Annotated in this window: 13 protein-coding genes; 3 read left to right on the top strand and 10 right to left on the bottom strand. The window is 64.8% G+C overall.

The genetic code is table 11. The annotated features are described in order from the left end of the window. Positions 1 to 15 precede the first annotated feature (15 nt). Positions 16 to 1,488 carry an ATP-binding protein gene (locus ACNEOT_RS11690; protein WP_415974176.1) on the top strand — a complete coding sequence of 491 codons (1,473 nt, stop codon included), beginning with the start codon at positions 16 to 18 and terminating at the stop codon, positions 1,486 to 1,488. Beyond that, positions 1,473 to 2,135: a response regulator transcription factor gene (locus ACNEOT_RS11685; protein ID WP_415974174.1), complete on the top strand. Its 663-nt coding sequence runs from the start codon at positions 1,473 to 1,475 to the stop codon at positions 2,133 to 2,135. Before ACNEOT_RS11690 ends, ACNEOT_RS11685 begins: the two co-directional genes overlap by 16 nt. A 35-nt stretch (positions 2,136 to 2,170) precedes the next feature. Here ACNEOT_RS11685 and ACNEOT_RS11680 read toward each other — a convergent pair whose 3' ends face one another. After that, on the bottom strand, positions 2,171 to 2,578 hold the full coding sequence (locus ACNEOT_RS11680; protein ID WP_415974172.1) for a hypothetical protein: 408 nt from the start codon (positions 2,576 to 2,578) through the stop codon (positions 2,171 to 2,173). A gap of 254 nt (positions 2,579 to 2,832) precedes the next feature. On the opposite strand from ACNEOT_RS11680, the gene ACNEOT_RS11675 reads away from it, so the two are divergent. Beyond that, positions 2,833 to 4,143, top strand: a complete 1,311-nt coding sequence (locus ACNEOT_RS11675) for a D-alanyl-D-alanine carboxypeptidase family protein (protein ID WP_415974170.1) — start codon at positions 2,833 to 2,835, stop codon at positions 4,141 to 4,143. A gap of 34 nt (positions 4,144 to 4,177) precedes the next feature. Here the strand turns inward: ACNEOT_RS11675 and yhjD are convergent, their stop codons facing one another. From yhjD to ACNEOT_RS11630, 9 genes are all read right to left on the bottom strand, one after another. Beyond that, the gene (yhjD, locus tag ACNEOT_RS11670) at positions 4,178 to 5,197 is read right to left on the bottom strand and encodes an inner membrane protein YhjD (RefSeq protein WP_415974168.1); all 1,020 of its coding nucleotides are present in this window, start codon (positions 5,195 to 5,197) and stop codon (positions 4,178 to 4,180) included. 107 nt (positions 5,198 to 5,304) lie between these two features. Continuing rightward, complete coding sequence (gene trpS, locus ACNEOT_RS11665; RefSeq protein WP_415974166.1) at positions 5,305 to 6,345, bottom strand: tryptophan--tRNA ligase; 1,041 nt, start codon at positions 6,343 to 6,345, stop codon at positions 5,305 to 5,307. Between the two features lie 74 nt (positions 6,346 to 6,419). Beyond that, positions 6,420 to 7,226: an exodeoxyribonuclease III gene (locus tag ACNEOT_RS11660; protein WP_415974164.1), complete on the bottom strand. Its 807-nt coding sequence runs from the start codon at positions 7,224 to 7,226 to the stop codon at positions 6,420 to 6,422. A gap of 83 nt (positions 7,227 to 7,309) precedes the next feature. Continuing rightward, positions 7,310 to 8,212, bottom strand: a complete 903-nt coding sequence (yidC, locus tag ACNEOT_RS11655; RefSeq protein ID WP_415974162.1) for a membrane protein insertase YidC — start codon at positions 8,210 to 8,212, stop codon at positions 7,310 to 7,312. Between the two features lie 63 nt (positions 8,213 to 8,275). Beyond that, the gene (locus ACNEOT_RS11650; RefSeq protein ID WP_415974160.1) at positions 8,276 to 8,614 is read right to left on the bottom strand and encodes a DUF6412 domain-containing protein; all 339 of its coding nucleotides are present in this window, start codon (positions 8,612 to 8,614) and stop codon (positions 8,276 to 8,278) included. Positions 8,615 to 8,676: 62 nt separating this feature from the next. Next, positions 8,677 to 8,961 carry a DUF6412 domain-containing protein gene (locus ACNEOT_RS11645; RefSeq protein WP_415974158.1) on the bottom strand — a complete coding sequence of 95 codons (285 nt, stop codon included), beginning with the start codon at positions 8,959 to 8,961 and terminating at the stop codon, positions 8,677 to 8,679. Between the two features lie 41 nt (positions 8,962 to 9,002). Next, entirely contained in the window at positions 9,003 to 10,433 is a 1,431-nt protein-coding gene (locus ACNEOT_RS11640; protein WP_415974156.1) for a DUF4153 domain-containing protein, read from the bottom strand. Positions 10,434 to 10,520: 87 nt separating this feature from the next. Next, positions 10,521 to 11,495, bottom strand: coding sequence for an ATP-binding protein (locus tag ACNEOT_RS11635; protein WP_415974154.1), 975 nt, complete (start codon positions 11,493 to 11,495; stop codon positions 10,521 to 10,523). Next, a complete protein-coding gene (locus tag ACNEOT_RS11630) occupies positions 11,492 to 12,166 on the bottom strand; it encodes a response regulator transcription factor (RefSeq protein ID WP_415974152.1) in 675 nt (224 codons plus the stop codon). Before ACNEOT_RS11630 ends, ACNEOT_RS11635 begins: the two co-directional genes overlap by 4 nt. Positions 12,167 to 12,218: the final 52 nt, after the last annotated feature.

Raw genomic sequence — 12,218 nt, 5'->3', positions numbered from 1 at the left:
TGCAAGACCGACTACGTGATTGCGACACGACTGCTTTCGCTCCGCCCGACCAGCGCCCGAAGCCGAATCTTCTCGTCTGTACTGCTGCTGGTGTTGGCGTCCTTGGCGGCCGTCACCGTCACCACCTGGCTGCTCATGATCCGAGCGACCGACAATCGCATGCGAGATTCGCTGCGCACCGAGATCGCCGAGTTCACCACTCTCACCGATGCAGGCGTCGATCCGGGTACCGGCGAACCGTTCGACAACATCAACGACGTGCTCCGCGTGGTGATCACCTACAACCTCGCTCGCCCCAACGAGAAGTTCCTGGGATACGTCGACGGCGCTTTCGCCGTGCAGAGCAGGCAGCAGGCACCGGTGCGACTGTCGGACGACGACGGCTTCACTGCCCAGGTCGGTACGGTCACCGCTCCTGTCGAGGGTTCGTACTCGAGTGCGGCAGGCGAAGTGGTGTACCTCGCGGTGCCGGTCTCTCTGGCGGGCGACCCGATGACCGGCGTCGTGGTCGCCGCGTACTTCGCCGACCAGGAACGCGCGTCCGCCGACGAGACCGCCACCCTGATGCTTCTGGTCGGCGGTGTCACCTCGGTACTGGCGGCAGTAGGCGCGTGGTTCGTGGCCGGCCGCATCATGTCGCCGATCAGACGCATCACCGCCACCGCCCGAACGATCACCGAGACCGACCTGTCCGGCAGAATCGACGACGCGAGAACGTCGGGTCGGGGCGACGAGATCGGAGCCCTGATCGACACATTGAACTCGATGCTCGACCGGATCGAGTCCGGCGCAGCGAGCCAACGCAGATTCCTCGACGATGCGGGCCACGAACTCCGCACTCCCATCACCATCGTTCGAGGTCACCTCGATGTACTCGACCACGGGGACCCTGCCGATGTTCGTGACACCGTCGCACTCGTCGACGACGAACTGGACCGGATGAACCGACTCGTCGCCGACCTGTTGCTGCTCACGCGGGCAGAACAGACGAGCTTCGTCAGGCCCGTCGCCACCGACGTCGACGCGCTCACTCGGAGCGTCTTCGACAAGGTGACCACCCTCGCCGACCGGGAATGGGTATTCGAGGCCAGTGCGACAGTCCATGCGCCGCTGGATGCGCAACGACTGACCCAGGCACTACTGGCCCTGGCGGACAACGCTACTCACCACACGACCCCTGGTGCCCGGATCGGCATCGGGTCGCAACTGTCCGACGGTGACATCCGATTCTGGGTCACCGACTCGGGCCCGGGAATCGAACGCGACGAGCAGGAACGCATCTTCGAACGCTTCGCCCGCGGTCGCAACGGAACCAGGCGCACCGAGGGCGCGGGCCTCGGTTTGTCCATCGTCACCGCAATTGCACAGGCCCATCGGGGACGGGTGAGCGTCGGCAGCGCACCGGGGCACGGTGCCACGTTCACCGTCACGATTCCACTGACAGATTCCGTCCCCCAGCAGAAGGACCGACCATGGCCCGCATCCTGATCGCCGAAGACGAACCCCGCATCGCCTCGTTCGTGCACAAGGGGCTCAGAGCGAGCGGGTTCACCACCACCACCGTCTCCGACGGCAAATCCGCCTACGAACATGCACGCAGCGGTGACTTCGATCTGGTCGTCCTCGATATCGGTTTGCCGATCATGGACGGCTTCGAGGTACTGCAGCGACTGCGCGGAGAGCAGTGCGAGATACCGGTCATCGTGCTGACTGCACGCGACAGCGTGCAGGACGTGGTGTCCGGTCTCGAAACCGGTGCCGACGACTACATGGCGAAGCCGTTCCGATTCGAGGAGCTGCTGGCGCGCATACGAGTTCGCTTGGGCACGAAGCGAACAGCCGACACCACGCAGCTCGCTGTCGCCGACCTCACCCTCGACCTGCGGACTCGGCGAGCGGTTGTCGGAGACCGAACCGTCGATCTGTCGGCCCGCGAGTTCGCGCTGGCCGAGACCTTCATGCGCCACCCCGGACAGGTCCTCTCGCGAGAGCAACTGCTGTCGCAGGTGTGGGGCTACGACTTCGACCCGGGCTCCAACGTCGTCGACGTGTACGTCCGGTACCTGCGGGCGAAATTCGGTGCAGGACGGATCGAGACCGTCCGCGGAATGGGATACCGACTGTCCGAGACGTGAGTGGCGTCGACGACTGCCGACGCCACTCCCGGACTTCAGTTGTCGTCGTCCAGATCGTCGTTGTCGTCCAGATCGTCGTTGTCGTCCAGATCGTCGTCGTTACCATCGTCCAGGTCGTCGTTCAGGTCGTCGTCGTTCATGCCGTCGTCGTTCATGCCGTCGTCGTTGCGGTCGTCCCGATCGTCGTCGCGCCCATCGATATCGTCGTCGCGATCGTCTCGGTCGTCGTCATAGCGGTCATCCGGGATCTGGGTGGGCGCAGGCTGCTGGGGAGCTGGTTGGTTCGGAGCCGGGTCGGCCGCGGGCAGGCGCTGTTCCACCGAAATCGAGGACGGGCGCTGCTGGGCCGGGTCGTCGTCGGCGATGGCGAGTGCGCCGACGCTTCCGAGGGTGACGACGACGGCTGCTGCACCGACGATCACGGCTTTTCCTGGCATTCTCATGTCTGCTCCTTCGATCCGGGTTCTCTTCGCACCGTTTCGGTGATGACTCAACGATCGCGGTCGAACGTGAGAAGCGAAGGAGCGCAACATGAGCGAGTTCTCATATTGCTGACGGTCGTGCGCAGCGCGGACGCACCGTCGAAGTCAGGCGTGGGTGCGCAGGATCGTGTCGAGCGTCGGACCGCACCGTCGAGGCGACGCTCGTCGGTGGGTCGCCACGTCGACGAACCCCCGAGCGCCTAAGGTGATTCGCGATGAAAAGGATTCGAGTGTGCGTGGCCGTGTCGGCGGTGTCGATGATTCTCGTCGGCACAGGTGCCGGACCGGCTCTGGCCCAGCCCGCCGGCGAGCCACCTGCCGTGACGACGACTCCGCCGTTCACGACGCCCGACACCGACAGCTGCCCGTTCGCGGCGTCACCTCCCCCGGCGATCGACCTTTCCGAGGTTCCGGCTCCGGGAAGTACTGCGCCTCAACCACTTCCGATTCCGGCGGACGCCGTCGGCGGGGATCGGCTCGCCGAGTGCGGGGCAGTGCTGCCGGACGGGGCTCCCCCATTGCCTGCGGAGATCTCGGCCACCGGATTCGTGGTGGCCGATATGGACTCCGGTTCGGTGCTGGCGGCAAAGGATCCGCACGGACGACATCGGCCGGCGAGCACGATCAAGGTGCTGCTCGCCCTCGTCGCTCTGGACGAGCTGGACCTGAACACTCCGATCACAGCGACCGGGGAGGATGCCGACGCCGAGGGCAGCGCCGTCGGCATCGGCAAGAACGGCGTCTACACCAATTTCCAGTTGATGCAGGGCCTGGTGATGGCCTCGGGAAACGATGCAGCGCATGCTCTGTCGAGGCAGTTGGGCGGGGACGCCGCCACCGTGGACAAGATGAATGCCAAGGCTGCCGAGCTGGGCGCACTCGACACGCGCACCGCGACGCCGTCCGGGCTTGACGGTCCCGGCATGGCGAGCTCGGCGTACGACCTGGCGTTGATCTACCGCGAGGCAATGCGCAATCCCACCTTCGCGCAGCTGATTTCGACGGAGACCGTTCAGTTTCCTGGCTATCCGAAGGATCCCGCGATCCCGGACGATCAGGACCGACCCGGGTTCACCCTCTCGAACGACAATCAGTTGCTCTACAACTACGAGGGAGCCCTCGGAGGCAAGACCGGATACACCGACGATGCTCGCCAGACGTTCGTCGCAGGAGCAGAGCGCAACGGAAGACGCCTCGTCGTGACGATCATGAAGGGTGATGTGCTCCCGATCCGGCCCTGGGAGCAGGCGGCCCGTCTGTTGGACTACGGTTTCGCGCTCGATCCGAGCCTCGATGTCGGAGAACTCGTGGAACCGCAGTCGACATCCGCGGTGACGAGTACCCGTGCCGCCGAGGCCAACCCGACTCTCGCGCAGCCGCCCGCATCGGCATCGGCATCGAGCAGCCGCCAATCCGACATGAAAGCCCAGGGCGACACCGTTGTTCGCATCGCGATCGGGGTCATCGGCGCCGTCGTGGTGATCGGGCTGTTGTGGGGCGCTCGTCGGCTTTCGCGCAATCGCTGAACAGGACTTCGGCTTTATGCCGGCGCGACAAGGTTCAGCGGCGTCTGTTGCGCATTCCTGCGACGCCGAGAGCTGCGAGAACGCCGGCACCCACGAGGGCCAGTCCGCCGGTCACGCCGGGCCCTTCGCTGACCTCGACCCTGGTGTTGATCACTGCCGGCTCCGGTGCAGGCACGTGCGCTACGGCAAGGCTTTCGCGAGTCGTCGCGGCGAACGACGTGGAGAACAGCACCAACCGAGACGTCGTGAACACGAACACCAACAGACCGATGATGGGTCCGAACACCACACCTGCAGGACCACTTGTCACCGATGCGAGGTAGATGGCACCGAGCTGCTTGAAGATCTCGAACCCGACAGCGGCCAGCAGAGCACCTTTGGCTGCGCTGCGCCACGAGACCGGCTCGCGCGGAAGACGCGAGATCACCCAGGTGAACAACGCCCAGGTTCCCGCCAGTGCAAGGAGTATCGAGAAAACGCGCAGTGCCACACCCACTCCAGGGACAGAGTCCAGGTTGGCCCACTCGAGAATGCCGCGCATGACCCCGCCACCGGCCAGCGCCGACAACGCCAGCGACAGCACCAGTGCGGTGCCCAGCCCGAGCAGTGCAGCGAAATCCTTGGCCTTGGTGGCCAGGAAACCGCCCTGCTCGTGCTGGCTCTCCCACATCGCCGTCAGCGCCTCGCGGAGGTTGGCGATCCAACCCAGACCTGCGTACAGGGCACCGAGCAGGCCGATGATGCCGACACTGGTGCGGGACTCGATGGCGGTCTGGATCAACGAATTGATCGTCTCACCGAAACTGCCCGGCACGTTCGCCGCAATCTGAGACTGAATCTCGGCCAGCCACTCGGGCTGATTCACCAGCACGAATCCGGCGATCGCAAACGCGACCATCAGCAACGGGAACAGGGCCAGCACACTGAAATACGTCATGCCCGCCGCGTAGTAGTCGCCCTTCTGACCCTGATACCGCTGGGCAGCAACGACGGTGTGATCGAGCCACGGCCATCGGTTGCGCCGGTCGTCGAGCATGGCCTTGAAATCTGGCATGGCACTCACCTTCTCGCTGTCGTCGGCCGCTGTCGGATCGTGTCACCGCGGTGCTGCGCACCGGTCTGCCGAAATGCAGCACACCGAAACCCGGTGCGCCGTGGATGCTATGCGCCCGGAGGCAGGAAACCCACCCGGTCGTAGACCTGAGCGAGCGTTCGACTCGCCACATCCCTCGCCCGATCCGCTCCGGCCGCGAGGATGCGATCGAGCTCGGCGACGTCGGCCATGAATCCGTCCATTCGTTCGCGCAGCGGTACGACGAACTCGGTCAGAACGTCGGCGGTGTCGGATTTGAGATCGCCGTATCCCTTCCCCGCGTAGCCGGCAACGAGATCGTCGATGCTCACGCCCGACAGGGCGGACTGAACGACCAGCAGATTGCTGACACCCGCCTTGTTCTCCGGATCGAACACGATGTCGCGTTCGTTGTCCGTCACCGCCGAACGGATCTTCTTGGCCGACACCTTCGGATCGTCGAGAATGTTGACGATGCCCGCCGGGTTCGAGGAGGACTTGCTCATCTTCGCGGTGGGATCCTGCAGATCGAAGATCTTCGCAGTGCCCTTGATGATGTGCGCATCGGGCACGACGAACGTCTTCTTGAAACGCGTGTTGAAACGCTGAGCCAGGTCACGAGTCAACTCCAGGTGCTGACGCTGATCCTCACCCACCGGCACCAGATTCGGCCGGTAGAGCAGGATGTCGGCGGCCTGCAGAATCGGGTAGGTGAACAGCCCGACGCTGGTGTGATCGCGACCCTGCTTTGCGGACTTGTCCTTGAACTGCGTCATTCGCGCTGCTTCGCCGAAGCCGGTGATGCAGTTCAGAACCCACGCCAACTGCGCATGCTCGGGCACCTGACTCTGCACGAACAGCGTCGACTTCTCCGGATCGATTCCTACCGCGAGCAACTGTGCTGCGGCCACCCGAGTGCGTCGGCGCAACTCCTTGGGGTCCTGCGGAACGGTGATCGCGTGCAGGTCCGGGATGAAGTAGAACGCGTCGAACTCGTCCTGCAACTCCACCCAGTTCCGCACCGCACCCAGATAGTTACCGAGATGGAACGAGTCGGCAGTCGGTTGGATGCCCGAGAGCACCCGCCGGCGCGGACCCTGCTGAGTGTCGATGGAGTCGGGAGAAGACATGCCGCAATCTTTTCACGACCCGATCGACGCCCTCTTTACTGCCTGGCAACACGGGTCACTCCGCAGGCTCCGCTCTAGCGGTAACGCACCGTCACCGGCGCATGATCGGACCAGCGCTGGTCGTACGCCTCGGCGCGCTCGGTGATCGCTTCCTTCGCGCGCTCGGCCAGGTCACTCGTGGCCAATTGATAGTCGATCCGCCAACCGGCATCGTTGTCGAACGCTTTGCCGCGGTAGGACCACCAGCTGTACGGACCCTCGACGTCCGGGTGCAGTGCTCGCACCACGTCAGTCCACGGGGCCTTCTCGGCGAGCAGCCGCGTCACCCACTCGCGTTCCTCGGGCAGGAACCCCGAATTCTTGCGGTTGGTCTTCCACGACTTCAGATCTGCCTCGGTGTGGGCGATGTTCCAATCACCGCACACCACCACGTCGCGATCGCCGGTCTTCGCTGCCTTGGCCGTCTTGGTCAGATACTTCGCGAACGCCACCATGAAGCGTTCCTTTTCGTCCTGACGATCGGTACCCACCTCACCCGAGGGTAGGTACAGGCTGGCGACGGTGATGTCGCCGAAGTCGCCTTCGATGTAGCGACCCGAGTCGGCGAACTCGGCAGCGCCGATGCCGGTACGAATTGCTTCGGGAGCGGCCCTCGACAGCAATGCCACCCCGTTGCGTCCCTTCGCGGACGGCTCGGCCGACGCCAGGTGCCAGCCTGCATCGAGGGCAGGCGCGAGCGCCTTGGTCAATTCCCCGTCGTCGGCGCGGGTTTCCTGCAGACAGATGACATCGGCATCGGTGGCCTCCAGCCACGGCAGCATGCCCTTGCGGACAGCAGCGCGAATTCCGTTGACGTTGACTGTGGAGATAGTGATCGGCACGCCGACGACGGTAGCGGAGCCCACCGACAGACGGCGGGTGGCCTTCCTTTCCCTTCGTGACTGCAGGCTCCACTACCGGCCATTCAACGGCGTTTGGGCTTCGCCCCGGGTTTCGGCGCGGTGACCACCGGCGCCACCGGCACCTCCACGAGCTGTTCGCGATCGATGCGTCGGTAGACGATGTGTTGCTGGGCGTAGGTCCAGACGTTGTTGCTCACCCAGTAGAGCAATACCGCGATCGGTAGAACCGGACCGCCGACGAGCACACCGGCCGGGAAGACCCAGAGCATCAGCTTGTTCATGATCGCCGTCTGCGGGTTGGCGAGCGCCGCCGCATCTTGCCGGGCGATCGACGCCCGCGAGTTCAGATGCGTCGCCACCGCGGCGACGATCATCAACGGGACCGCGACGAACGCGATACTCCAGACCGACGGCACTCCCCCGAACGGACCGAACGCCTCGAGTACTTCCCGAGAGCTGTTGACGGCAGCCGAGATCGGCGCACCGAACAGGCGCGCGTCGAGGAAGGACTGCACATCGGCGGCGCTGAACACGTAGTTCGCGGTGTTCGCGTTCTCCTGCGCCGTCATGCCGAGATGGCCGAATCCGGTACCGGTCCGGTTGAACGATCGCAGCACGTGGAGCAGGCCGATGAAGACCGGGCCCTGAGCCAGCAGCGGCAGGCATCCCATCAAGGGGCTGAAGCCATGCTCCTGCTGCAACTTCCGCATCTCGGTTGCCTGTCGAGCACGGTCCCCGGAGTACTTTTTCTGGACGGCCTCGATCTGTGGTTGGAGCCTCTTCATGGCGAGCTGGGAGCGAATTTGGCCGACGAACGGCTTGATCAGTAGCGCACGCAGTGTGAAGACCAGGAAGATCACTGCCAAGGCCCAGGCGACGCCGTTGTCGGGGCCGAGCACGGATCCGAAGACCTTGTGCCAGAACCACAGCACTGCGGAGACGGGATAGTAGACGAAATCGAGCATGGTGGAGCACCTCACTGTGAGAGAAGTCGGTCGAGTGTCATCTCGACCGGATCTCGCAGTGGCTCAGACGAACTGGAGCCACCGGTCCGGTCCACGGACCGAACCTGGCGCTCTGGGCATGGGGCGACCCGGCGCATCGGGTTGCTGCTGTCTTCGGAACGATCCCCGAAGCCGCCGCCCGTCAGCGCCGGTGGCGCACGACGACATCGGCGCGACCGCGGCGAGGTCGACCGGCGCACCGAGGGCGACCAGAGATGCCGCGACCAACGCACCGAACATCGCTATCTGAGCGGCGGGTTGTGCGTCGACAACGGTGAAGACGACGAGGAGGACAGCCAGGACTCCGAAGAGGATCCCGGCGTGGCGTCGTACGGCGACGTGGAGTGATCGAGATTCGAGCATCTTCGGTTCCTTGTGACTGCCTCGCGGACTACGGGTTGCGAAGGCGTGGGGGAACTGTCGACCTACAGTGCCCCCACCAGGGCACCGGGTGCTCGCGGCTGTGGGCGGCCCGGGGCATCCGGGCGATGCTGACGCCGGAACGAGCCTCGAAGGTGGCGTTCCTCGGCGGTGGGGCCGACATCAGGCAGTAGGCGCAGCAGTGTCGGAACATCGGCACGGTGCGCGAGCAGCATCAGCGTTGCCAGCGCCGCGACGAGAACCAGGGCGACGTCCGCACTGCCTGCCGGCGTCGCCAGCAGCAGCGTCAGGAGAAGCAGCGAGGTGACCACAAACCTCTGATATTTCATCCCGCACCTCCCTGGTGTTGCCACTGAACCTGAGTCGTTGCTCAGGGTACAGAGACCAACGGGTCTGTGCACCACTGCCATGTGTTGCCCACTCGCACCACGCCGCGGCCTTCCACACACGCTCGCGTGAAATCGGGCAGTCGATCGAGTTCCGCGTCGGCGTCGGAGGACAACCCACTCAGGTAGAAAACATCGATACCTCCGGTCTGCTCGAATCGCTCCACGTTGTGCCGCGCGATGTACGCATCCGGATTCAGAGCTGCCAGCGCGAGCACGGTCAGAACTGCACCGACTCCCACTGCTCTCGGTAGCCAGCGCCCCGACATCCGCACACCAGCGGCGAGCAGGAGCACGAACACCGATCCCAGCCACCACTCGACTGCCGTGACGAACAACCTGAGCGTCGTGTAGCCGTACTGCTGTTCGTACAACGACATTCGATGCAGGGCCGACGCAACGATCACCAACGACAGCAGGCACAGCGCTCCGAGCAACGCCCGCAGTGCGATTCGATCTCCACGGTCTTTTCGCCCAGCCTTCGCGACCGTCACCGCGATGACGAGCAGTGTCAGTACCGTGACCGCGAGCAATTGCCAGAAGCCCTGCCGGGCGTATTCGGCATTGGTCAGCCCCTCGGTGGTCAACACATGTCCCTGACCGCCGAACAGCGTCGGTACCTGGAAGGCGACGAACACGACGAACAGGGCCACCACCGCGCCGAGCGGAATCATCCACTCCCACAACCGCAATGTTCGACGCGGTGACGGTGCGAGGCGATCGAATCGGGGTGGATGCAGTGCGACGTAGGAAACGGCGAGCGCACCTCCTGCGGTCAGCACGAAGACGAGGGTCCGTCCGAGGATCGAGGCGACATCGAACTCGGGCGTTACCGCACTCAATGCGTCGGCAAAGCGCCGGTCTGCCGCACCGAACAGCGCCGCGAACACGACGATGAGCGCCACGGTCACGATGGTGACCATGCCGATCCGCACCGGCCGCGGCCCCTCCAGATCGATCGAACCGGCTCCGCGTCGGGTCCATCGGACCACGCGCACCGGCAGCAACACCGGTAGGAGCGCGCCGAGGGCAATCCCCGTCCACGTCCAGGCACGTGAGAGCACCACGGCACCGACAACGATTGCGAGGGTCGTCGACATCGTCACGATCCACTCGGCCGCTCGCAGCGCCGAGACGCTCGCCAGCGCCAGAACTCCTGCCACGCCTACCCATTCCCACAGCGAAAGCCGGCCGCTGCGCACAGTGAGCGCGACGACCACGAAGGCCAGCGCGGTGATCAGCACACCGAACGTGTTGTCCACCAACGTCACTGCACCGATCAGACCGGCAACAGCGGCCCCGATCAGCGCCGGGCGAGGTGCCTTCGAGTGCCGCAGTACAGGCCAGGTGCGCGGCCCCCAGGGAGACAGTGCGTGCTTCTTTCCACTACGGATCGGAATGTCGATCGTGCTCATGGCTGGTCCTTTTCTGTGCTTCGGGCATGGAAGGTAGGCGGCTGCAGTCCGGGGACGAGCAGTCGCGGTTCGGATGGATCGAGAAAGTCAGTGCTCGGGAATGGCCACTCTGATGTGACAGCCGACTTCGCTGTCGAGAACTTCGATACTTCCGCCGTGTAGTTCGGTGGCCCAGCGGGCAATGCCGAGACCGAGACCTGTTCCGCCGTCGGTGGAACCGCCGCGAGTGAATCGGTCGAACACCGAGTGGCGATCGGCGATCGCGATACCCGGGCCCTGATCGACGACGTCGAATGCGAATGCCCCGGCGGTTCGATGGGCCCGTACGGTCACGGTGGTCGACGGCGGGGAATGTCGCACAGCATTGTCGACGAGGTTGGTGATCACCTGCGTCATGCGAGACCGGTCGGCCACGACGGTCGTATCGCCGGGCGCGAGAACGAGCGACACTCGTTCTCGATGAACGGAGGTCGCATCCTCGAGGAATTGCCGCACCGGGAACTCCTCTCTGGCAATGGTGAGTACACCGCCCTCCACCCGCGACAGGTCGAGCAGTTCGTTGACCAGGTCACCAAGCCTTTCGGTTTGGCGCAGCGCCACCGACAGGGTCTCGGGATTCGCGTCGGTCACCCCGTCGACCACGTTCTCGAGTACGGCACGCAGGGCCGCGATGGGCGTCTTCAACTCGTGCGAGACATTGCCGATCAACTCGCGGCGATACTTCTCTGCGGCTTCCAGATCGTCCGCCATGGTGTTGAACGCGGTGGCGAGTTCGCCCACCTCGTCCCGTGAGGTGGCGCGCACGCGTGTCGAGTAGTCGCCTCGCGCCATCGCTTTGGCCGCCGAGGTCATCTCGCGCAGCGGAGACGTCATTCCGTGGGCGACGAATTGCGTTGCGGCCAGCGAGACCACGAGCGCCGCGAGCAATGTGTAGCGAAACTGCCAGCCCGCCCCGATCCAGAAGACGACGCTCGCCAGCACCAACACAGTGCCTACGACGAACGAGACCTTCAGCTTGAACGATCGCAGCGGATCGAGCGGGCGCGGCAGCATTCGCGTCATCGGGGCGACTCCACGGCATAGCCGACGCCGTGCACGGTACGGATGAGATCGCCACCGAGCTTGCGCCGCAACGCTTTCACATGAGAGTCGACGGTCCTGCTGCTTGCCGAATCGTCCCAGCCCCACAGCTCCGACAGCAGGGTTTCCCGAGAGACCGCAGTACGCGGCCGCGCGGCGAGGTAGGCGAGGATGTCGAATTCTGTTCTGGTCAAGTGGATGTCGCCGGAGGGATTGCTCACCCGCCGTTCCCGGTGGTCGATCTGCACATCACCGACTCGAACGGCCTGCAGTTCGGTGACCACCGCTCGCTCTGCCCGCCGAATCAAGGCGTGCACGCGAGCGACCAACTCGCGCATGCTGAACGGCTTGCCCAGATAGTCGTCTGCGCCCACGCCCAGTCCGACGAGCATGTCCGTCTCGTCGGATTTGGCCGTCAACATCAACACCGGGACCGGGCGGGACGCCTGGATTCGGCGACACACCTCGAGACCGTCGAACCCGGGCAGCATGAGATCGAGCACCACCACGTCGGGGTCGTACCGGGCACACGCGTCGACGGCAGAGGGACCGTCGGCGGCCGTGACGACCTCGTACCCCTCGCCGCGCAGCCGAGCGGCGACGGCCTCGGAGATCGTGGGCTCGTCGTCGACGACGAGAACTGTGCGGCTCATGAGAACTGACCCTAGAGGGCGCGCATGGAGGAGTCCGTCGGGAAATATGGAG

The sequence above is a fragment of the Rhodococcus sp. 077-4 genome (genome assembly GCF_047782425.1).
Lineage (GTDB): Bacteria > Actinomycetota > Actinomycetes > Mycobacteriales > Mycobacteriaceae > Rhodococcoides.
The sequence above is the reverse complement of the archived record's forward strand: the minus strand, read 5'-3'. Positions and strand labels throughout refer to the sequence as shown.